The following is a 21,459-nucleotide window of genomic DNA, read 5'->3' on the forward strand; positions in this document are numbered from 1 at the left end:
ATACCTTTAATTCTTTGTCCAGCGCCATTGCGTGACCGGCATTGCCGGTCGCCAGCCGGTCATGCCGCCAATCGGGGCCGCCCGGCTGATCTCAATGCGTGTCAGCGTTCCGCCGAGCTCAGCCTGAGTGGCAATGAGCTTTGCTTCCATTTCGAGAGTAACGGCGTTTGCAACAATCCGCCCTCCATTCCTTAAGGCGCCGATCGCCGCATTCAGCACGCCGGCTTCGCTGCCGCCACCGCCGACGAAGATGACGTCCGGAGTGGCGAGGTGCTGAAGCGCTGCGGGCGCACATCCCTCCACGACGGCGAGGCCGGGCACGCCAAAAGCCGCCGCGTTGCGTGCGATGCGTTGCGCGCGTTCTTCTGACTGCTCGACCGCAATCGCGCGGAGGGAGGGATCGCAAAGCATCCACTCAATGCCGATCGAGCCGGATCCGGCGCCGATGTCCCAGAGCAGTTCTCCGTGGCGTGGCGCCAATGCGGACAGCGTGACGGCACGGATCTCCTGTTTGGTGATCTGCCCGTCATGTTCGAACAATGTGTCTTCCAGCCCGGGGGAAAAGGCCAAGGTTCGGGCTCCACCCGCCGCCACGACGTCGATGGCACAGACATTCAGGGGGTCGATGTCTGCAAGATCGAAGTGATCAGCTTTGCAACGGCGAAACTGTTCGCGTGTGCCGCCAAGGGTCTCCAGGACGCAAAGCTCGGATTGCCCGAAACCCGAGGCCGACAGGAGATCGGCAAGCTGGCGGGGTGTGTCGGCATCAGACGTCAGTGCGATGATCCGCCGGCCATTGTGAAGATGCGGCCGGATCAGATCGATCGGGCGGCCATGCAGCGATATCGTCGTGGCGTCCTGGAGTGGCCAACCGAGGCGCGAAGCGGCAAGGCTGAAGGAGGACGGGGCGGGAATGGTGTGCATCTCATCGGCATTCACATGCCGGGAGAGGGTCGCGCCGACACCATAAAGGAACGGGTCTCCCGATGCGAGGACGACGACAGGAGAGCCGCGACGGGCGACAATCGCGGCGATGGATCGATCGAAGGGGCTTTCCCACGTCAGGCATTCTCCGATCGCGATCGGTGCGACCAGCGCATGGTGCCGTCTGCCGCCGAAGACAACGGGTGCGGTGACGATCAGACGTTTTGCCTCCTCTCCGAGGCCATCTGGACCATCCTCACCGATGCCGATAATAGTCAGCCAGCGTTTGTTGGAGGCGGAAGAGATATCAGCCATGGGCAAGATCCGCATTCTGATGCTTGGCGGGACGACGGAGGCGCGGTCCCTCGCGCAAGCCTTGTCTGCCGACAACCTCTATGACGTCCTGCTTTCGCTGGCCGGACGTACGGAAAAGCCCTCCGCGCAGCCCGTGCCAGCGAGAACCGGTGGGTTTGGCGGTCGGCAAGGCCTTGCTGCTTTTCTGCGTGACGGGGGCTTCGATCTGTTGATCGACGCGACGCATCCCTTCGCGGCGAGGATTTCGCAGAATGCCCATGACGCCGCTGTCGATGTCGGCATACCGGCGTTCGTGCTGCGCCGGGAGCAATGGAAGGCTGAGCCGGGTGACCACTGGAAGCATGTTGCCAACATTCCGGAGGCGATAGCGGCGCTCGGCACCTCGCCGCGGCGCGTGTTTCTGGCAATCGGACGGCAGGAAGCCCATTGTGCGCTGGCCGCCCCGCAGCATTTCTATCTCATTCGCAGCGTCGACCCCGTAGAGCCGCCTCTCATGCTGCCGAACGCAGTGTGCATTCTCGATCGCGGTCCGTTCGAGATCGAACGCGAGGTCGCGCTGCTTGCCGCGCACGACATCAATGTCGTGATCGCAAAGAACAGCGGCGGTTCCGCGACCTATGCGAAGATTGCCGCCGCCAGGCGCCTCGGTCTCGAGGTCGTGATGGTCACGCGCGCCCCAGCACCGGCCATGCAGACGGTCGCAACGGTCGAGGAGGCGCTGGCGGCAATCGCTCACCTGTTTCCCCCTGCGATGAAGCGCGGCGTGTAAACGAGATCAGGCTGGCCTTGCCTGGTAATAATTTTCGTTTCGGCTGACCCGATGATGACGCATGTCGCCATGTCAGCAATGGTCGCGTCTGCGTCGCCGAGTTGCTGTACGGTCATGCGCTCGTCGGGCCGTCCGGCCGCTCGCCCGAAGATAACCGGCGTCGTTGGTGGCAAATGCCCACGCAGCAATTCGAACGCCTTGCCCAATTGCCAGGGCCTTGCCTTGCTGATCGGATTATAGAGCGCGATCACGAAACCGGCGGATGCTGCCGCCTGCAGGCGCGCTTCTATTATGTCCCAAGGTTTCAGATTGTCCGAGAGCGATATGGCACAAAAGTCATGGCCGAGTGGCGCGCCGATGCGCGCAGCAACGGCAAGCATGGCTGTGATACCTGGCAGCACGACGAGGTCGATATCGCGCCATTCGTCGGGTCCATTGTCGATCGCCTCGCAAACTGCCGCAGCCATCGCAAATACGCCCGGGTCGCCGCCGGAAACGACACACACGATTGATCCTGCGGATGCCGCCTTCAGCGCCGCCGCTGCTCGGTCAAGTTCCTCCCTGTTATCGGAGGCCTGCCGCCGCTGGTCTTCCCTCAGGTTGAGCCGGTCGAGATAAGGCCCGTAGCCAAAGAAATCCGTGGCCTGTGATACCGCGGCGAGCGCCTGTGGGGTCATCTGATCCGGGTTGCCGGGACCGGTCCCGATCACGAAGAGCTTGCCTGTCATCGGTTGCTCTCCCAACCCGGCACAAGCACGAGGGAGAAATAGGGAGCGTCGCCATCGGGCCGATCGGCGAGCTTGACCATGGCGGCATTCGCCATGGTGCCGCGTTCGACGTAGACCGCTTCGGAGAGGCGTCCGGAGGCCGCCAGTGCCCGGCGGATTTTCGGAAGGTTGCGGCCGACCTTCATGATCACGGCCGCTTGCGTATCGACCAGTCTGCGCTGCAATTCCGCTTCCGCCATGGTGCCGGGAAGGACAGACAGGACATCGTCTCCCTGAACGATCGGAATGCCGGCCACCGACCAGCATCCGGACATTGCGGTGATCCCAGGGATGACTTGGGTCGGATAACGATCGGCGAGCCTCACATGCAGGTGCATATAGGAGCCGTAGAACAGCGGGTCGCCTTCGCTGAGGACCGCGACGCTTCTGCCGGCATCCAGATGGCCCGCGACGATCGCTGCCGACTGGTCGTAGAAGGCGGTTATCTGGCTGCGATACGCGGCCTCATTCTTGTCGATCTCGGTGGTAACGGGATAATAGAGCGGTAGCAGCGTGGTATCGCTGGTGAGCAGATGCTCGACGATCGCCTTTCCGTTTCCTCCCCGGCCCTGCTTTGCGAAATAGGCAACCACATCGGCGGTTTCGATCGTCTTGACCGCCTTGACCGTCAGGAGTTCGGGGTCACCGGGGCCGGTGCCAACTCCGATCAGCTTGCCGCTGCCACTCATAGGCCCGGCCTCGCCAATGCATTCACCGCCGCTGCGGTCATGGCGCTGCCACCGAGGCGGCCGCGGACGATCGCGAAGGGGACGCCATAGGAGTTTTCCGCCAGCGCGTCCTTGGATTCGGCGGCGCCGACGAAGCCCACAGGCATGCCGATAATGGCGGCGGGCTTCGGTGCACCGTCACGCAACAGTTCGAGCAGATGGAAGAGTGCCGTCGGCGCATTGCCGATCGCAACAACGCTGCCGGCAAGACGATCCAGCCACAGGTGGAGCGCCGCTGCCGAGCGTGTGTTGCCGGTCTGCTTGGCAAGTTCTGCCGTGCGGGGATCGTGGAGTGTACAGATCACGTCGTTCTTCGCCGGCAGGCGGGTGCGCGTCACCCCATGAGAGACCATTTCCGCGTCGCAGAAGATCGGAGCGCCCGCATGCAGCGCCGAACGGGCCGCGCTGACGAAGTGTGGTGCAAAGACGAAATGTTCGGCCGCCTCTACCAATCCACAGGCATGGATCATGCGAACTGCGACATCGGCTTCCTCCGAGGAAAACCGGGACAGGTCGGCCTCGCTGCGGATGATCGCAAAGGACCGTTCATAAATCGCGTCGCCGCTGTGGATGTAGTCGTATTCTGGCATTCCTATTCCTGTCGCAGTGCCCGCGTGGCGGTTCCTTTGCCCAGCCGTCTAAGGCAGGCACCAGCCGATTCGCCAGCGTGTCTCTCGGTTTTGATGAGGCGGGCGAGCCTCTGTATAGCGGAATCGATATCGCCGCTAGCGATCTGTGCGTCTGGCAGGCTCGAAGCGGCGCCATCGACGATGAGATGGTAGCCGTCGGCTGTACCGGCCAGCGTCAATGCGGCTGGCCGTGGATGGGCGCAGCCCTTGATGCAACCTGAAAGGTGAATATCCAGCGAGCCGTCCAGCAACTCGGGAGCAGCAGTGGCAATCGTCTCGGCCAGCGTCTTGGTGGGATAAAAAGCGGATGCGCACGCCCCCGCTCCGGCACAAACCGCGATGGAGCCATAAGGATCCTCGTGATCTGCGAACATATTGTAGGCAATGGCTGCGTTCTTGAGAGTGATCGCGGCTGTCTGGGTCAGCCCGGTCACGATAAAGCAGCGGCCTGGCGCAGGCCTGACCTCCTGTGCGCCGGCGCGTTCTGCGAGGCCAAGGAAGTCAATGACATCCGATGCAAGTAATTGCCCAAACCGAGGTCTGAGCCCGACAACGGCGGCATGCGCGGAAATCGCGTGAACGCCCGGCGCCGCAGTCTCCCCCCCAGGCAAGCTCCCGGGCGCGGTGGGGGTCGCAGGCAAGTGTGCCGCGGACAAGTGTTCAGCCGTGATATCCCGGGCCCGCTTGTGCCGCCCCATGGAAAGCAGGAGTTCCAGAACCGCGCCAACGGTGCGAATTGCCTCGGCGCTGCTTCCTGTCGCGACAGTACGGGCGGACTGCGCATCCCCATCGATTGCGACGTGCCAAACGTCTGACGAGACGGCACAGAGGCGAATGTCGGCGCTGACCGCGGCAAGCCCCCGGCGACCACCGCCATCGATGACGATCGAAAGCTTCGGTGCGAGCAAGGGCGATCCGAAGAGCAATGCGAGGTCGCGGCGAAGCTCCCGCTCCATCACGGCCGCGTCGGCCATTTCGTCGGGAAAGATGCCGTGCAGTGGAGGTAACTCGATCACCGGTGCCGGAGGAATGACGATCCCCGCCGCGTCGATGTTCGAGGCCAGCATCGGCGCCGTGTCCGCCGTCAGGCCGCGTATCTGCACGCTCCCGCGCGCGGTAATCTCGATGATGCCATTTCCGTGGCGCTGCGCCGCCTGTGCCAATTGCTTGAATTGGCCAATCGTGAAGATACCGTGTTCGGGGCGCAATCGGGCGAGCAATCCGTCGCCGGTTCGCATCGGTTCCATCAGGGTCGGACAGGCGCCACGTTGCGTTGCCGGTAGAGGGGCTCTCGTATTCTCAGGTGCGATCTGCTCGGCGCGCGTCATTGTCCCAATTCCTTCATTCATGTCTTTATAGGATTGGGGGCTGTTGGGCAAAATGATGCTTGTCAAAGGTCGTCGAAGTCGTGGCCCTTGCGGAGCAGATAGATGTCCATGATCCAGCCGTGGCGAGCGCGAGCCTCCGCGCGTGTCCTTACTATATCGTCCGCTACGTCACCCAATCGTCCCGAGCGGACGATTTCGTCTTCGGTTCCGAGGTAAGCGCCCCAGAAGATTTCGGCATCGGGGTCGTCGATCTTCGCAAATGCCTGTTCGCCGTCCAGCATGACGATCGTGGTCTCTGCTCGGTTGCCATGTTCGGCGAGCCGGCGACCCGTGGTCACTTCCAGAGGCTTGCCGACGAGATTAATCGGGATGCGATGGCTGGCCGCGAGTGCCTGGACGCTCGTGATCCCGGGGATGACGCTATAATCGAAGGCTGCCCTTCCGATCTGCTTTGCCCTCTCGATAATACGGATGGTGCTGTCATAGAGACTTGGATCGCCCCAGACCAGAAAGGCACCGATCCCATCGTCCGGCAGGTCGTCGATCAGGTGTACATAGGTTGTCGCGAGCTTGGCGTGCCACTCGTCGACACTTTCCACATATGTGCGATCTTGCATCGCCCGGGTGGGGACCGCGAACTCGATCAGGGATGTCTTCGGGTTCGTGACGTAGCGCTGGCAGATATCACGACGCACCGCAGCAAGGCCTTCCTTGCTCGCTCCCTTGGTCGGGATGAAAATAGCGGTCGCCGCATTCATGGCATTGATCGCCTGAATGGTGACATGCTCGGGATTTCCGGTTCCAATGCCGATGATGTAGATATGGCGCACGCGCTTGCCTCGATCAGTTCCGGCCGTTTCTGGCGCAGACCAAAGGGTTTCGCAAGGCCCTGTCTCAGGCCGAATAGGCCAGACGGTGTTTTCGCGTGCGGTAGCGCGAACCGATCGCCTGCCTTTCTGCTCGCGAACGGATGAGGCGGCGGCTCAGTGTCCCCGTAGTTGTGGCCGCTGAGCGAAAGCAGCGATCAGTCGCGATACTCCGGCTCCTGCCGGTCGAGGACGCGCCGGATGCTTTCCAGATGCATCCGGGCACTTTCCGGGTCCCCTTCCCTCATCTGCTTGGCCGCCTGGGCGGCGACTTCTGGCAAGACGGGGAGGAGCTTGCGACCGGAGCCCATCGCCTTCAACTGTACCTCGGCAGCTCGCTCCAGATAGTAGAGATCATCCCAGGCCTCGGCGATATTCGGCGCGCACACCATTACGCCGTGGTTCCTCATGAACAATATGTCCTTGTCACCGAGAACCGAGGCGATCCGGTCGCCCTCGGTTTCATCCAGTGCGAGACCATTATAGTTTTCATCGACGGCTACGCGGCCGTAGAATTTGAGCGCCGTCTGCCCTGCCCAGACCAGCGGTTTGCCTTCTACCATGCTAAGCGCGGTGGCGTTGGGCATATGAGTATGAAAAGCGGCTCCCACCCGCGGGGCCATCTTATGCAGGCGTGCATGAATGAAGAATGCCGTCGCTTCCGGTACGCCTTCGCCTGCAACGACGTTGCCTTCGAAGTCGCAGATCAGCAGTGATGAGGCGGTTGCTTCCTGAAAGGCCCAACCCAGACGGTTGACGATAAACAGATCCGGATGGCCGGGGACGACAGCCGAAAAGTGGTTGCAGATGCCCTCTTCAAGTCCATGGCGCGCCGCTGTTCGAAGGCAGGCGGCGAGATCAATCCTCGCCTGCCATATCTCATCGGTATCCAATGAAATACTGCGCCGAACACTATGCTGCGCTTTCGAAATATTGAGTTCGTGGGCCATGCTCTCTCCTTCGAGACACTACTTCCATTCTGTCGCCGCAAGCACCGCGGGTACCTTGTCGAGCGCCGCGACAATCTCATTCGGGCGATAGTCCGGTAGCGGTTGTCGGCCCGTGCCGCGATCAACCCAGATCGTACGAAATCGAAGTTCACGCGCCGCCGCAAGGTCGAGATGCGGGCTGGCACAGATATGCACTAGATCGTTGATCCCGATGCCAAGGCTTTTCCAGGCGTGATGGAAAATCTGGGAAGACGGCTTGTACGCCCCCGCTTGTTCCGCGGTGATGACACGATCGACATATCCACCAAGCTGGGCGACATTTCCGGCGATGATGGCATCATCGGTATTCGAGATGATCGCCAGGCGAAAACCGGTAGCCTTCAGAGCTTCGAGCGTTGCGACCACCTCTGGAAAGGGCGGCATCTTGCCGATCGACGATGTCACGATTTCGGCATCCGCAGGGTCGAAGGGCAGTCCGAAATCGACCATCGCCCGCTCCAGGGCTAGAGCGCTGACCTGCGCGAAGGTGCGATGGGGACGCTCTTCCTCCAGCGCATGTTCGTGACGGTCGTAGACCGCAATGAAGCTGCGCTGATCGATGTCGCCGCCCTTTGCGGACAGTATTTGTCCCATCGCGGCAAGCAGCCCTTCGTCCCATTGGATCAGGGTTCCATAGCAATCAAAAGTCAGCCACGTCGGCTTAGGTCCGGCAAGTGTCATCGGCTTTGTCTCCTTGAGCATGCCGAGGTTGACAGGAATACAAGATATTGAGAAATTAAATCTCCATATGCTGGACATTGGAAAATCAAATGAGCTTTGGCTTTGATCTCGATCTGCTGAAAACCTTCGCGGCAGTTGTCGATTGCGGCGGGTTTACGAAGGCGGCAGAGCGGGTTCACCTAACCCAATCAACGGTGAGCCAGCAGATAAAGAAGCTGGAGGCCAATCTAGGCACTGCGCTGTTACGTCGGGACAGATCAGCGGGGACCGTCGAAACGACGGAGGCTGGCGAACTGCTGCTCAGCTATACGCGCAGGATACTCGCGACGGCGGCGGAGGCGGCAGAGGTGATGCGCAGGCCTTCGGCGCCAAGGACGGTCCGCCTCGGCGTGCCCGAGGACTTTGCCGGGCGGCGGCTCATCGATCTGCTGTCGGGATTTTCCGCGGCATCTCCCCACATACGGCTCGACACGGTGAGCGGTTGGAGCACCGAGCTGCGCCGACTGCTTGATGCAGGCGAGATCGACCTAGCCTTGATAAAGCGGGAGCCGGGGGACGGCGCATGTCTTGCGAGCTGGGCCGAGAAGCTTGTCTGGGTAGCGAGCGCCGCGCGGGCTGTCGACGCGGATCCCGTTCCGTTAGCGGTCTTTCCCGTGGGCTGCATCTATCGAGATCGCGCCATACAGGCGATCGAGCAAAGCGGGCGCCGCTGGAGGATCGCTTATACCAGCCAGGGCCTGATGGGAGTGCAGGCGGCGGTCGCCTCCGGTCTCGGCATCAGTCTCCTCCCGTCAGATGCAGTTCTTCCCGAACATCAAGAACTTGGCGCAGCAGAGGGCTTTGACGATCAGCCCGCATCGGAAATGGCCTTGGTCAAAGGCAGGGCAAGCCTATCGGCGGAGGGGAAATCCCTTGGGCTTTTCCTAGCCGATAATCTGCATCCTTGATCCGTCAGGGTAACCAAGTCTCGACAGTGATATCACCCGTCTCGACCAATTGCGTGCAGACGAAATGGGAGAGCTTGTCTTGCCGGATCACGGCGGCGCTGAGGCGGCCGGTTCGGTAAGCAGCCGTATCGACCGCGATGCGGTTGTCGTAAATTTCAGGACGCAAGGAGCTTGTGATCGTATGGCCATGGACGACAACATGGTCGAACGCATCCGCATGGTCCAGAAAGCCTGCCCGGATCCATCGCAGGTCGTAGTCGGTCTGTGCCGTGAGCGGAAGCCCTGGGCGGATCCCCGCGTGAACGAAGCAGAAGCTTCCGATCTCCTTGTACGTCAGAGCGTTATCCAGCAAGGCGGAATGGTGTGGGAAGGCGTTGCGGATATCTGCGGCGATGCCCTTGAAGTCGGGAACCGGTCGATCGGAATAGGCACTTACCGTTGCGACCCCGCCCCAATCCATCCAGTTGACGGCATCTTCGTATGTGAGCTCCTCGCGAAGCAGGGCGCGCAGATAGAAGTCGTGGTTGCCCAGCACCAGTTGCGAACCCGGATAGAGATTGAGGGTCGACGCCACCAGGTCGAGTACCTGCGGACTACGTGGTCCGCGATCGATCAGATCGCCCAGAAAGATCACGGTCGGCGGCGATCGGCGCTCGCTCGAGGCGGCTGCGATATGATCCAGCATGGCTTGTAGGAGATCGGCGCGTCCGTGAATGTCGGCGATTGCATAGATGTCGGACGGCACGTCGTCGGTCATATCTGTCATTCTCCTGCAGGCAGCATCGCGCCCGGCATCACTCTTGAGCGGATCTAGGGTTTACGTCAGCTATTGGTCTGTCCGCAAGGTGTCGCCAGCGCGCAGTTGAAGGAAGAAGAACGAAGCGGGTGGCCGTTGATCGGGATGCGGCGAGTTCCTAACTGACAGAAAGCGTGTATCAAACAGCGGGAAAGCTCGAACATGACAAAGCAGCGTCAAATGCATCTTGGAGCATTCATGCGTCCCGTGAGTCTCCATACCGGCGCGTGGCGCTATCCCCGCTCCTTTCCGGACGCCAACTTCAATTTCTCGCATCTCAAATCGTTCATCCAGAAATTGGAAGCTGCGAAGTTCGACGCTTTCTTCATGGCCGATCACCTCGCCGTCTTGAACATGCCGATCGAGGCCCTCAAGCGAAGCCAGACGGTAACGTCCTTTGAACCCTTTACGCTTCTGTCCGCGCTCGCCGCTGTCACGGAAAGGATAGGTTTGGCAGCCACCGCGTCGACAACGTTCGATGCCCCATACCACGTTGCACGCCGCTTCGCGTCGCTCGACCACATCAGCAACGGCAGGGCTGCCTGGAACATCGTCACTACGGCAAATCCGGATGCCGCCCTGAACTTCGGCTTCGACGAGCATGTCGAACATGGCGAACGCTACAAGCGGGCGCGTGAGTTCTATGATGTGGTGACGGGCCTGTGGGACAGCTTTGCCGACGATGCGTTCATCCAAGACCAGGAAAGCGGCATCTTCGTCGACCCGGAGAAAATGCATGTGCTCGATCACAAGGGAGAGGAGCTAAGTGTTCGCGGCCCATTGAACATCGCTCGACCCGTGCAAGGCTGGCCGGTGATCGTGCAGGCCGGTCAGTCGGAGCCGGGGCGACAGCTGGCGGCGGAAACGGCCGAGGTCGTTTTCTGTGCTCCAAGGGACATCGATGCGGCAAAGGCACTCTATTCGGACATCAAGGGACGCATGAGCGATTTCGGCCGAAGTCGCGACCATCTGAAGATGCTGCCGGCAGCGTTTGTCGTGTTGGGAGATAGCATTGAGGAGGCCAAGGCCAAGCGGGCTAGACTCGACAGCTTTGTCCACTACGACAGCGCGATCGCGTCTCTCTCGATTGCTCTTGGCCACGATGCGTCGGCTTTCGATCCTGATAAGCCGCTGCCCGACATACCGGAGACGAACGCCAGTAAGTCCGGTCAGGCGCAGGTGCTGAAACTGGCAAGGGAGGAGAATCTCACCGTCCGGCAACTTGCGCAGCGGTACGGCGGATATGCCGGGCTCGCATTTGTCGGGAAGCCGGCGTCTGTCGCCGATGAGATGGAGCGATGGATCGACGAGGAGGCTTCCGATGGCTTCAACATCGTATTCCCCTACCTGCCCCAGGGACTCGATGACGTCGTGAACCTTCTTGTACCTGAGCTGCAGCGACGCGGCCGGTTCCGGAAAGAATACGACGGCGAGACATTGCGCGAGCACCTTGGACTACCCCGGCCGGTCAACCGCTTCTTTGAATAAGTGCGTTGGGTCGGCAAGCGGCCCATTTGATGATGCCAAGCCGCTCTTGTTGTGTGACGACAGGAGTACATATCTGCCTGAAGTCAATGCGAGCATTTCCACATGCGACCGAGGTTTGGCGTCACACTGGTTATCACCCTGCTCGCCACCGACGCGATGAGCGCCGACGCGGTGGTGGGGACCTGGAAGACGGAAGATGGCAAGATCTCCGTTGTCGAGCGTTGCGGCGCGAGTTACTGCATTTTCGCCAAGTCTGGCGAGTATGCGGGACAGAAGATCGGCACCTTTTCCGGTGCTGCCGACAGCTATTCAGGACGGATCACGGATCCGAGGAACAAGACCACCTACAGCGGAAAGCTGACGGTTCTCGGTGACAGTTTGAAACTTCGAGGCTGTGCCACCGATGTTCTTTGCAAGACACAGACATGGACCCGCGCGGACTAGAGCTCCCGGAAGGTGAGGCTCAGTCCATCCGCACTGGCGCTCATACCCAGTTTCGCTTTTCCGTTGCGCCATCGTCATTCTCAGGGGAAGCAACGCTGACAGGATCGTCCGGTGCAGGCACAACTTGATCCGTATCCGGCAGACCGCCACAAGCCTGGGGTCTGGCTAGGCTTCATTGCCATGTGCGTTGGCATGTTCATGGCAATCCTCGACGTGCAGGTCGTGGCGACGTCACTGCCGACAATCCAGTCAGCTCTGGATATCGATCCCGATCAGATGAGTTGGATCCAGACGGTCTATTTGATCGCCGAAGTCGTTGCGATCCCGCTAACGGGCTTCCTGACGCGCGTTTTGACGATGCGTTGGCTATTCGTGACGTCGCTATCCATGTTTGTGCTCGCTTCGGCAGGATGCGCGGCGAGCACCAGCTTCCCTCAACTGCTCTGTTGGCGGGTATTGCAGGGGTTCTCAGGCGGTACGCTCATACCGTCTGTCTTCTCGGCCGTCTTCCTGCTGTTCCCCGAAAGGCGTCAGGCGCTTGCCACGACCATTGCCGGTGTCCTGGCGGTGCTTGCGCCAACTGTCGGGCCGATCGTCGGTGGCTGGCTGACGAGTAGCTATTCCTGGCACTGGCTCTTCTTGATCAACGTCGTCCCTGGATCTCTTGCCGCATTGGTGGCGGCGCGGTCGCTTCCCCGTGAACAGGTCTCTCTGTTGCAACTACGCCGTATCGATGCAGTGGGGCTGGTCTCCATGGCTCTGTCCCTCATCTGCCTGGAGATTGGACTGAAGGGCGCGCCGACCAGCGGATGGCTGTCGATCGACAGCCTTGCCCTGTTTGGTGTTTTCGCCCTTTCGGGGGCGCTTTTCATCAGGAGAACGCTTTCTATTGCGAGCCCCCTGGTAAACCTTCGTAATTTTCAGGATTGGAACTTTCTCATTGGTTCGACCCTGAGTTTTGTTCTTGGCATCGGGCTGTTCGGCTCGGTCTACATGATGCCGGTTTTCCTGGCATTCGTGCGGGGGCATAACGCCCTGGAGATCGGATTGACGATGCTTGTCACGGGCATCGCGCAACTGTGCACGGCGCCGATTGCGGTTGCCCTCGAAAAAAGAACGGATCCTCGGCTATTGTCGGCGGCCGGCTTTATATTGTTCGCTGCCGGAATGGCCATGAGCGCTTGGCAGGATCCCCGGTCGGATTATGACGCGATGTTCTGGCCGCAGATTATCAGAGGCATCGCAATCATGTTTTGCCTCCTGCCCCCTACCCGGCTGGCCCTTGGCAATCTCTCGCCTGAACGTGTTCCTGACGCCAGTGGCCTCTTCAATCTCATGCGAAACCTGGGCGGCGCGATCGGCATAGCGCTGATCGACACGATCATCTACACGCGATCCGAACCGTTGACCCAACAGCTCTGGCAAAGCCTGCAAGACGGCAATCTCAAAACGGCCGAGTTCGTCGGGGCGCCTCTGGCAACGATAGAAGACCACACCGGCCCCTTCGATCCCCAGACGGTGGCGAGCCTTGATGGCCTAGTTCAAACCGCGGCGACCGTGCAAGCGCTTAACGAAGCGTGGATGATCGTCGCAATCATCACCTTCGTGGCCGTCATATGCCTGCCGTTCGCGAAGCCGGCACCGCAGAACTCAGTCGCAGGCACACTCAGCTAAAGACACGTTGGAGCATCTCGTCCGTTTTTCCGAAAACACGGACGCAATGACGGCCGGCATTCTTTGCATCATAGAGAGCGAGATCTGCCTCCTGCAGCAACCGGGTAACGCCGTCGGCCGATCGGCTGCCGGCGCAAACAGTGATACCCATGCTCGCCGTTACGATCGCGTGCTCACTTTTTGCATGCTTGATCCCCATGCCAATCACCTTGGATTGGAGGTGCTCGGCAAAATCCATGGCGGCTGCCGCGTCCGTGTCCGGCAACACGACCATGAACTCCTCGCCGCCGAAGCGTGCCATCATCTGATCCGGTCGCTGCCGGGCCTGGATGAGGCAGTGGGCCACCTGCTTGAGGCAATCATCTCCCATCAGGTGGCCATAGTGATCGTTGTACGCCTTGAACCGATCGACATCGATCATGATGATCGAAAGCGGCCTTGCGGCCGTTGCCCTGTCCAGTTCTGCGGCAAGCGCTTCGTCCAATGCACGACGATTGGCGAGCCCGGTGAGGCCGTCGGTCTCTGCCAGAAGCTGAAGTCTCTCTGCGAGAGAACGGAACGCGAGTTCCGATTGCTTCAGTGCGGTCGTTTCCGTGACGACTGCAAGGGCCATGCGATTGCAGGTGACGCGCGTTCTTATTTGCAGCCGACGTCCTGCGTCCGTCTGGATATCTTGGTCATGGTCGGCGAAGAGCCCACGTGCGATGTCCTCTATCCAGGTCGCTTTATCGAGAGGAAGATTGGTCTGCTCCTTGGAGGCGACCACGCCCTCGAGAATCGTGCGGATATGCGTGCCGGGAACGCGCAGATGGGCAGTTGCGGGAAAGAATTCACGATAGCGATCGTTGCAGAAGAGCAGAACGCCCGTCTCGCTGAATAGGGCCAACCCATCTGACATGTCGCGCATCACCTGCTTCAACAGGTCCCGACTCTGCACGATCTCTGTTTCCAGGTGCTTGCGCTCGGTTATATCGCGGGTGATCCCGGCGAGCCCGATCACATCACCTTCGCTATCGTGGACGGCAACTTTTGAGGTCAGGAACCAGCGTTCGCCGTTCTCCCCAGCGAGACATTCTTCGCGGTTAACCAGGGCACCTCCGGTCGCCATGATATGGCGTTCTTCATCGAAGAGTGCCGCCGCTCGCGACGTTTCCGCAATGTCAAAATCCGAAAGGCCGATCATGGCTGCCGGATCATTGATTTTGTTGAAACGCGCCACGGCTTCGTTGGCAAAGCGGAACCGGCTCTTGGTGTCTTTCACATAGTAGAAGTCTGGCGACTGCGCCAAAGCTGCCCTGAGAAGATCACGCTCCATGGTTATGCGACGGAGTTTCAGGATAATGAAACCGGACGCCAGAATGCAGACGAAATTCAATCCGACAGCACCGCCCGCGACGGCAGTGCCGAGGTGGCGCAGAGGAGAAACTGAACTGTTTCCGATGAGGTAGGCAGCGCCACTCTGGAGAACCGCCAGAACTGCGACGTGCCGGAACAGAATTTTTGATCCGGCCGCCTCGCGCATCAGGAGCGATAAGACTGTGGCGGCAACAATTCCGGCAACGCCGATTGTTGCGCCGGCGCCCGCCATCCAAAGCCTGAATATAACCGCCATGACGGTGGCGAAAACGGCTGCTACCGGCCCGCCGAAGAGTGCGGCCGACACCACCAATCCGGCGCGAAGGTCGAAATAGATGCCGGGTTTTATCTCGGCCGACATCGCCATCGAAATTACGGCGCCGCCGCCCATCGCCATGCCGAAGAAAGCTTCGCGCGATAGGCCGAAACGTGGCCGGATGGATGGCGAAAGAAGCGCCCACGCTGTCATCATCAGCGCAACGGTCGCGAGATTGCCGAGAAGTGTCTGCCAGATATGTGCCATAGTCGATGCCGTGAGATCAGTGCCGGCACTCCTAACGCTATGTAGTAAGAGTTTAATTAAGCGATTGCCGATTCGAACGCGTCGCGCCGATCTCGGCCATCGCTTTATTCGGTGATCTCACAAGGTCTGGGCACTACTCTATCTGGGCATCAGCTGTTATCCGCACTAGACAAGTCTCGTGTATGAAGGCGGAGAAGATATAGTGTTTCGGTTCCAGCAAACTTCTGAGACTTTCCTGGGTATCCCAACGGCGGCGGATGCGGCGGGCGCAGATGTTGCGATCTTTGGCGCAGTCCATGGGACGGCCTATCCTCACGCCTCCTCGGCAACCGAAGAGACGATCGCGCCGGATGCTGTTCGCCGTGCGATTACTGCTGCGTCCGTCAACATCGACCACTGGGATTTCGATTTCGGTGGGCCGCTGCTGAACGATGGTGCCTTGACCGTCGTCGATCTCGGAAACGTGCCCACCGCATTTAATGCCAATGAGAAGAACCGCGAGGCGATCGGCGAGGCAACACGCAGCGTTCGAGCGCGGGGGGCTCTGCCGATCCTCATCGGCGGGGACGATTCGACAGCGATACCATTCATTCGCTCGCTATCGGACCTGCCGGCTTTGCACATCCTGCAGATCGATGCCCACATCGACTGGCGCGATCGGATCGGGGACGAGCCTTTGGGGTACTCAAGCACGATGCGCCGCGCCTCGGAGGTTCCGTCTGTTCGCTCGATAACGCAGGTTGGGATCCGCGCAGTCGGTAGCGCACGTCGCGAAGAAGTAGACGCGGCGGTGTCATGGGGTGCACGAATTTTCACCGTTCAGCAGACACGCCGGAGTGGGATGGCGGCCATCGCGGATACCATTCCACGGGAGGGCGCGTTGTTGATCCACATTGATCTCGATGCACTGGACCCGTCGATCTGCCCCGGCGTCAACGCGCTGTCACCCGGCGGCCTGCGTCTCGACGAAGTCACCGAACTGATAGCCGAAGCAATGCGGGGCCGAACGCTGGCAGGCTTTTCGATCGTGGAGCTCAACCCGGCGGCGGACGTGAACGGAATGACGGCTACGGTTGCCGGGCGGCTGATCTGCCATGTGCTCGGTCACCTCGCACGCCGCGGACCATAATTCGTCAGATCTTGATCGGACGAAAACGAACCGATATGGCAGTAGGATCAAGGTGTAAGCAGTGTCGGAGACCTTGACCTCGGAGGGTCCAGCTTGACGTTTCTCTATTGCTATATGGCCGCTGTCTTTATCGTGCTGTTCCTTGCCGCGTGCATGGAGTGCCAAGCCTTGAAGAACGGGATTTCGGGGGCGAATGGCTTTGTCTGGGTGATGCTCAGCATGGTCATGTGCGCCGCCCTGTTTCCGGTAACGCTGCTTGCCTGGATCTTCGAGGATAGCAGGACGGCTTTTGCCACCTTTATCTGCGGCGCTGGTTGGCTTGCGCTCGTGTTCACGCTGTCAAAGAAGATGATCCTCGCGACGGAGAGACAGAAATGACATGGATCTTCGGGTTTCTTCGCATCGTCTTGCTGGCTGTTGTCCTGTCGTTGTGTCTCGCCTGGCTCAGGACGGGGGACGGTGATCTGGCGCTGACGCTCTCCTGGACCTTGTACCCCGTGAGCGGGGGGATGGTCGCAGCGCGAAGTCTGCTGGATTGGGAGGCGACGCGCCGGGACGCCCAGCTGTTGGCCGGAGTTCTTCGGGTCGCGGCGTTCTTTGCGGTCGTGGCCGTGGCGCAATGGGGATTTCCCGGCTCGCTCGCGGCGGTCAGCGTGGCTTTTGTCACCACCTTGACGCTCGCCTGCTACAGGGCTGAGGCCTAGCCGCCGGACGCATGAAAAAACAAAGCGCCCGTCATGAATGGACGAGCGCTCAAAAGCAGTCTGCGTATAGCTGCAGTCTTACAGAGCAGCGGCCTTCGCGATCCGTTCGATATCACCGCGGGCAATGCCGAGGTCGTTAAGTTCTCGGGTGCTCATGCGGCCGAGCTCGGAGACCGTCTGACGGTACTTGCGCCAATTGTTGAAAGTGCGTGCTACGTTCATGATAATCCCCTTTCCTTGGGCTTTCGAAAGGTAGCTGCCAGTCCTTGGCGCTTCGTTCCTTTCGATGACGCTGATATAAGCGGGGACGGCGTGACTGTGTAGCGCCAAGACGTGATCCCAGCCATGCCGCCGATGCATATCGCGTGGCCTAACCGTGTGCGACACTCCGCATGGCAGTCGGGCATGGCACCAAATCATCTCGGTCTTTGCCACTGGCCGGACGTGTGATGTTGCCTACCTGTTTTGTGAGAGCAGAGGTTTTCGACCACTGCGACAAGGGAGGGCTACTCGTTGCAGCGAAGGCTGGCAGCCATCTTGGTCGCCGACGTTGTCGGTTACTCGGGCCTCGTCGAAGCGGACGAAGGCAAGACGCTTTCGACGCTGATGAACCTGCAGACGTCGGTGTTCCGGCCGCTGATTGAGAAACATTCAGGGCGGCTGGTCAAATTGATGGGCGACGGCTTGATTGCCGAGTTCACATCGGTCGTGGAGGCCGTGTCCTGTGCGATCGCCATGCAAACCGCTCTTTCGAGCGAGCGGAATTATCCTGCCGCAGTCAGCGGAATCGTCCTGCGCATGGGCATCAATCTCGGCGACGTCGTTGTCGAGGGCGATGATCTCCTGGGCGATGGTGTGAACGTCGCGGCACGCCTGGAGCAGCTGTGCCCGCCGGGCGATGTGCTGATTTCCGGCTCGGCTCACGAGCAGTTGGCCGGGAAAATCGATGCCCGCTTTGAATATGCAGGTGAACAGAACCTCAAGAACATCGCAAGGCCGATCAGAGCCTATCATCTGCCTCTCACCGGCTCATCCTTCGTCGCGACCAAAGCGCCGAAGCTGGCCGGGCCGGCGATCGCAATCCTCCCATTCGAGAACATGTCGGCTGATCCGGAGCAGAGCTATTTCAGCGACGGTATCACCGAGGATATCATCACCGAGCTGGCTCGTTTTAGCGAACTGATGGTAATCGCAAGAACCTCGTCGTTTGCGCTGCGCGGTCGGATGCTCGATTCACGCGAGATTGGCCGTATTCTCAATGCGGGTTACGTTGTCGAGGGAAGCGTCAGGCGAGCCGGCAATCGCGTCCGTATCAGTGTGCAGCTCATCGAGACGACGGGCGGAACACATCTTTGGGCAGACCGATACGACCGGTCCCTGGAGGACATCTTTTCCACCCAGGAAGAGATAGCGCAGAACATCGTCGCGATGGTCGCGCAGCGGGTCATCGACAACAACGAGCTGACGTCGCGAAGACGCCGACCGGAAGACGTGCGCGCCTACGATCTCTTCCTGCAAGGCAACCGCCTCTCCGATGATTTTGCCGCCGGAGCGCAGGAAAGGGCAGAGGCACTGTTCGAGCAGGCGGCCAAGACCGACCCCACGTTTGCGCGCGCCCACACCGGCCTCGCTTATATCTATCTCAACCGAGCTTCCGATGGCGGCATCGGCATTCCAAGGCAACAGGACGAGAACCGAATCAAGGCATTGCGTTCGGCGGAAAGAGCGTTTGCGCTCGACCCGAGCGATCCGAGGGTGCAGTGCACGCTGGGCTATATCTGCATGACTTGGCGCGACTTCAAAAGAGCGGAGCATCATCTCGGCCTGGCGAAGTCCATGAACCCCAACGATGCCACGATCCTGATCCTGTGGGCATGGATGCAGGGAGCGCTTGGGCGACCTGAACAGGGCTTGGCTGGAGCAGAGGTCGCATATCGGCTGAACCCGCTGCATCCCGCTTGGTACAATTACTACAAGTCGCGACTGCTGTTTCAGGCAGGGCGATATGGCGAAGCCGCAATTCTGCTTGAACAGCGAACCTTCGACACGCCGGAACGGGAACCGCGAGATATGGCGTGGCGAGCCGCTGCCTATGCTCATCTGGGCCGGATCGAGGAGGCCGAAAAGTGCGGAAAGGTCTTTCTCGATGCCGTCAGCAGACGCTGGCAGGGGGCCTCGTCGGCAGGCCCGCCGGACTACGTGGCTTGGCTGATCGACGTTTCGTATCTCAGAGAAGACAGAGACGTCGAGCGCCTGCGCGATGGGCTGAGGCTTGCGGGCCTACCTGCATGAGGGAAGCGGTGCTTCGGAACCTCCAGGAGTGCTAGGCGGATATTGCGGTAGCCCGTCGTGGCGCTGCTCTCGCGATGAAACTTTCTGATTTTGAAGGCGTTATGCGCCTTATGTGGGACCTGAGGAAGAAGTCCGGATCGCTCGACGATACCCGGGATTGTAACGACAAGTCGGACCATGAAAGCCAGCCTCCCGCCGAGGCCAAGCCGCCACCCTTTGATGAATCCGAAGACATGACGCCCGAGGAAATCGAGCAGGCTCGCAAAGCGTATCTTCTCAAGCGGTTCTGGATCAGCGCACGCGGCTATTGGGGGCGCAGTGGCGACAGGCTTTCCTGGCCGCTCTCCATAGGGCTGCTCATCCTGATCGGGATAAATGTAGGCTTCCAGTACGGGATCAACATCTGGAATCGTGGCATCTTTGATGCCATCGAGCAGCGCAATGCGCCGAACGTATATTTCCTTGGCGCCCTGTTTCCGCCGCTGGTGTTTGGAAGCGTCGCGCTCGTTACCATCCAGGTGTATGTCCGCATGAAGATGCAGCGACGGTGGCGTTCATGGTTGACGACCGCGCTCATCGGCCGCTGGCTTGCAAATGGCCGTTACTATCAGCTGAACCTCATCGGAGGAGATCACAAGAACCCCGAGGCTCGCCTCTCCGAGGACATGCGGATCGCAACCGAGTCCCCGGTTGACTTTGTCGCTGGCGTGATATCGGCATTCGTATCGGCTTCGACCTTCATCGTCGTGCTCTGGATGATCGGCGGTGCTCTTCAGCTTCCGATCGGTGGAGCAGTCATTACTATTCCCGGCTTTCTTGTCGTGACGGCTGTCCTCTACGCGATCATAACGTCCAGCTCGATAGCATTCATCGGGCGCCATTTCGTCCAGGTCTCCGAGGTCAAGAACCAGGTCGAAGCCGAGTTCCGCTATACTCTGACGCGCGTGCGAGAAAACGGCGAAAGCATAGCCCTGCTCGGCGGTGAGGAGGAGGAACGCAACGACCTCGACAAGACCTTCGGAAATGTTCTGCACCAATGGGCGTTGCTCGCGCGTCAATACATGCGAACCACATTGGTCTCGCATGGTTCGATGCTGATCGCACCTGTCGTCCCGGTTCTGCTTTGCGCGCCGAAATTCCTTGATGGCAGCATGACGTTGGGCCAAGTCATGCAGGCAGCGTCCGCATTCACGATCGTCCAGAGTGCGTTTGGGTGGTTGGTCGACAACTACCCACGCCTGGCCGACTGGAATGCCTGCGCCAGGCGCGTCGCCTCGCTGATGATGTCGATCGACGGCTTGGAGCGCGCCGAACAGAGTGACTCGCTTGGACGCATCAAGCGGGGCGAGACGCAAGGCGATACCGTGCTCAGCCTGAATGATCTCTCGATCTCGCTTGGTGATGGCACGGCCGTGGTCAAGGAAACCCAGGTCGAAATCCAGCCGGGCGAACGCGTGCTTGTGGCGGGAGAATCCGGTTCTGGAAAAAGCACGCTGGTCCGGGCGATCGCGGGCCTTTGGCCGTGGGGCAATGGCAGCGTCAACTTTCACGCTGATCGGCGGCTGTTCATGCTGCCGCAGCGACCATACATTCCGTCAGGAACGCTGCGCCGCGCCGTCACCTATCCCGCCGGCGCCGATAGCTGGGCGCCCGATGAGATCAAAGCCGCGCTCGAGAAAGTTGGCCTTGGCCATCTGAAGGAGCAGATCGACGAAGAGGCGCCCTGGGACCAAACCCTGTCTGGCGGCGAAAAGCAGCGGCTCGCATTCGCACGGCTTCTGCTGCACAACCCGGATATTATTGTCCTCGATGAAGCAACCTCCGCGCTCGATGAGAAAAGCCAGGACTACATCATGGAGATGCTCATACGCGAACTGCCGAAAGCCACCATCGTCAGCGTTGGGCACAGAGCTGAATTGGAGGCATTTCACAGCCGCAAGATCACATTGGAACGCCGACAAGGGGGCGCGAGATTGGTGAGCGATGTCGATCTGGTCCCACATAAGAGGACGCGAAACATCCTGGCGCGCCTGACAAAGCACCGGCATCGATCGTCGTCCGGCTCTGCGATGTCGCCAGGAACTAGAGACTCAAGCAGCTAACCATCAAC

General features: G+C 60.1%; 21 protein-coding genes. 10 read left to right on the forward strand and 11 right to left on the reverse strand.

Going from position 1 to position 21,459, the window contains the following annotated elements; translation table 11 throughout:
- Positions 1 to 6: 6 nt before the first annotated feature.
- A complete protein-coding gene (locus A6U87_RS18905; protein ID WP_065692823.1) occupies positions 7 to 1,239 on the reverse strand; it encodes a bifunctional cobalt-precorrin-7 (C(5))-methyltransferase/cobalt-precorrin-6B (C(15))-methyltransferase in 1,233 nt (410 codons plus the stop codon).
- On the opposite strand from A6U87_RS18905, the gene A6U87_RS18910 reads away from it, so the two are divergent.
- Positions 1,238 to 2,008: a cobalt-precorrin-6A reductase gene (locus tag A6U87_RS18910; RefSeq protein ID WP_065692824.1), complete on the forward strand. Its 771-nt coding sequence runs from the start codon at positions 1,238 to 1,240 to the stop codon at positions 2,006 to 2,008. The two genes, A6U87_RS18905 and A6U87_RS18910, sit on opposite strands and share 2 nt — an antisense overlap.
- On the opposite strand, the gene A6U87_RS18915 is transcribed toward A6U87_RS18910, so the two are convergent.
- The 7 genes from A6U87_RS18915 to A6U87_RS18945 all read right to left on the reverse strand — a co-directional run bounded on the left by A6U87_RS18915 (position 1,972) and on the right by A6U87_RS18945 (position 7,996).
- Positions 1,972 to 2,736, reverse strand: a complete 765-nt coding sequence (locus A6U87_RS18915) for a precorrin-3B C(17)-methyltransferase (protein WP_065692825.1) — start codon at positions 2,734 to 2,736, stop codon at positions 1,972 to 1,974. The two genes, A6U87_RS18910 and A6U87_RS18915, sit on opposite strands and share 37 nt — an antisense overlap.
- Complete coding sequence (locus tag A6U87_RS18920) at positions 2,733 to 3,464, reverse strand: precorrin-2 C(20)-methyltransferase (RefSeq protein ID WP_065692826.1); 732 nt, start codon at positions 3,462 to 3,464, stop codon at positions 2,733 to 2,735. Before A6U87_RS18920 ends, A6U87_RS18915 begins: the two co-directional genes overlap by 4 nt.
- Positions 3,461 to 4,093, reverse strand: coding sequence for a precorrin-8X methylmutase (locus A6U87_RS18925; protein WP_065692827.1), 633 nt, complete (start codon positions 4,091 to 4,093; stop codon positions 3,461 to 3,463). Before A6U87_RS18925 ends, A6U87_RS18920 begins: the two co-directional genes overlap by 4 nt.
- A 2-nt stretch (positions 4,094 to 4,095) precedes the next feature.
- The gene (cobG, locus tag A6U87_RS18930) at positions 4,096 to 5,460 is read right to left on the reverse strand and encodes a precorrin-3B synthase (RefSeq protein ID WP_065692828.1); all 1,365 of its coding nucleotides are present in this window, start codon (positions 5,458 to 5,460) and stop codon (positions 4,096 to 4,098) included.
- A gap of 62 nt (positions 5,461 to 5,522) precedes the next feature.
- On the reverse strand, positions 5,523 to 6,290 hold the full coding sequence (gene cobF, locus A6U87_RS18935; RefSeq protein WP_065692829.1) for a precorrin-6A synthase (deacetylating): 768 nt from the start codon (positions 6,288 to 6,290) through the stop codon (positions 5,523 to 5,525).
- 194 nt (positions 6,291 to 6,484) lie between these two features.
- Positions 6,485 to 7,276 carry an aldolase gene (locus A6U87_RS18940; protein ID WP_065692830.1) on the reverse strand — a complete coding sequence of 264 codons (792 nt, stop codon included), beginning with the start codon at positions 7,274 to 7,276 and terminating at the stop codon, positions 6,485 to 6,487.
- Between the two features lie 18 nt (positions 7,277 to 7,294).
- Positions 7,295 to 7,996 carry a haloacid dehalogenase type II gene (locus A6U87_RS18945; protein ID WP_065692993.1) on the reverse strand — a complete coding sequence of 234 codons (702 nt, stop codon included), beginning with the start codon at positions 7,994 to 7,996 and terminating at the stop codon, positions 7,295 to 7,297.
- Positions 7,997 to 8,085: 89 nt separating this feature from the next.
- Here A6U87_RS18945 and A6U87_RS18950 point away from each other — a divergent pair, with 89 nt between their 5' ends.
- The gene (locus A6U87_RS18950) at positions 8,086 to 8,943 is read left to right on the forward strand and encodes a LysR substrate-binding domain-containing protein (RefSeq protein ID WP_065692831.1); all 858 of its coding nucleotides are present in this window, start codon (positions 8,086 to 8,088) and stop codon (positions 8,941 to 8,943) included.
- Between the two features lie 4 nt (positions 8,944 to 8,947).
- Here A6U87_RS18950 and A6U87_RS18955 read toward each other — a convergent pair whose 3' ends face one another.
- Positions 8,948 to 9,700, reverse strand: coding sequence for a metallophosphoesterase (locus A6U87_RS18955; RefSeq protein WP_065692832.1), 753 nt, complete (start codon positions 9,698 to 9,700; stop codon positions 8,948 to 8,950).
- A gap of 201 nt (positions 9,701 to 9,901) precedes the next feature.
- Between A6U87_RS18955 and A6U87_RS18960 the strand changes: the two genes are divergently transcribed.
- From A6U87_RS18960 to A6U87_RS18970, 3 genes are all read left to right on the forward strand, one after another.
- Positions 9,902 to 11,227: an LLM class flavin-dependent oxidoreductase gene (locus A6U87_RS18960; RefSeq protein WP_065692833.1), complete on the forward strand. Its 1,326-nt coding sequence runs from the start codon at positions 9,902 to 9,904 to the stop codon at positions 11,225 to 11,227.
- A 102-nt stretch (positions 11,228 to 11,329) separates the two neighbouring features.
- Positions 11,330 to 11,671 carry a DUF2147 domain-containing protein gene (locus tag A6U87_RS18965; RefSeq protein WP_065692834.1) on the forward strand — a complete coding sequence of 114 codons (342 nt, stop codon included), beginning with the start codon at positions 11,330 to 11,332 and terminating at the stop codon, positions 11,669 to 11,671.
- A gap of 111 nt (positions 11,672 to 11,782) precedes the next feature.
- Positions 11,783 to 13,345 carry a DHA2 family efflux MFS transporter permease subunit gene (locus A6U87_RS18970; RefSeq protein WP_065692835.1) on the forward strand — a complete coding sequence of 521 codons (1,563 nt, stop codon included), beginning with the start codon at positions 11,783 to 11,785 and terminating at the stop codon, positions 13,343 to 13,345.
- On the opposite strand, the gene A6U87_RS18975 is transcribed toward A6U87_RS18970, so the two are convergent.
- Complete coding sequence (locus A6U87_RS18975) at positions 13,338 to 15,224, reverse strand: diguanylate cyclase (protein ID WP_065692836.1); 1,887 nt, start codon at positions 15,222 to 15,224, stop codon at positions 13,338 to 13,340. The genes A6U87_RS18970 and A6U87_RS18975 overlap by 8 nt on opposite strands.
- 202 nt (positions 15,225 to 15,426) lie before the next feature.
- Between A6U87_RS18975 and A6U87_RS18980 the strand changes: the two genes are divergently transcribed.
- The 3 genes from A6U87_RS18980 to A6U87_RS18990 all read left to right on the forward strand — a co-directional run bounded on the left by A6U87_RS18980 (position 15,427) and on the right by A6U87_RS18990 (position 17,057).
- On the forward strand, positions 15,427 to 16,353 hold the full coding sequence (locus A6U87_RS18980) for an arginase family protein (protein ID WP_065692837.1): 927 nt from the start codon (positions 15,427 to 15,429) through the stop codon (positions 16,351 to 16,353).
- A 93-nt stretch (positions 16,354 to 16,446) separates the two neighbouring features.
- Entirely contained in the window at positions 16,447 to 16,731 is a 285-nt protein-coding gene (locus A6U87_RS18985) for a hypothetical protein (protein ID WP_141683995.1), read from the forward strand.
- Positions 16,728 to 17,057 carry a hypothetical protein gene (locus tag A6U87_RS18990; RefSeq protein ID WP_065692839.1) on the forward strand — a complete coding sequence of 110 codons (330 nt, stop codon included), beginning with the start codon at positions 16,728 to 16,730 and terminating at the stop codon, positions 17,055 to 17,057. Before A6U87_RS18985 ends, A6U87_RS18990 begins: the two co-directional genes overlap by 4 nt.
- Positions 17,058 to 17,135: 78 nt before the next feature.
- Here A6U87_RS18990 and A6U87_RS18995 read toward each other — a convergent pair whose 3' ends face one another.
- The gene (locus A6U87_RS18995) at positions 17,136 to 17,279 is read right to left on the reverse strand and encodes a DUF1127 domain-containing protein (protein ID WP_065692840.1); all 144 of its coding nucleotides are present in this window, start codon (positions 17,277 to 17,279) and stop codon (positions 17,136 to 17,138) included.
- 291 nt (positions 17,280 to 17,570) lie between these two features.
- Between A6U87_RS18995 and A6U87_RS19000 the strand changes: the two genes are divergently transcribed.
- Both A6U87_RS19000 and A6U87_RS19005 read left to right on the forward strand, forming a co-directional pair.
- Complete coding sequence (locus tag A6U87_RS19000; protein ID WP_065692841.1) at positions 17,571 to 19,349, forward strand: adenylate/guanylate cyclase domain-containing protein; 1,779 nt, start codon at positions 17,571 to 17,573, stop codon at positions 19,347 to 19,349.
- 110 nt (positions 19,350 to 19,459) lie between these two features.
- Entirely contained in the window at positions 19,460 to 21,451 is a 1,992-nt protein-coding gene (locus A6U87_RS19005) for an ABC transporter ATP-binding protein/permease (protein WP_065692994.1), read from the forward strand.
- Positions 21,452 to 21,459: the final 8 nt, after the last annotated feature.

The sequence above is a fragment of the Rhizobium sp. AC44/96 genome, from assembly GCF_001692185.1.
Classification (GTDB): Bacteria; Pseudomonadota; Alphaproteobacteria; order Rhizobiales; family Rhizobiaceae; genus Rhizobium.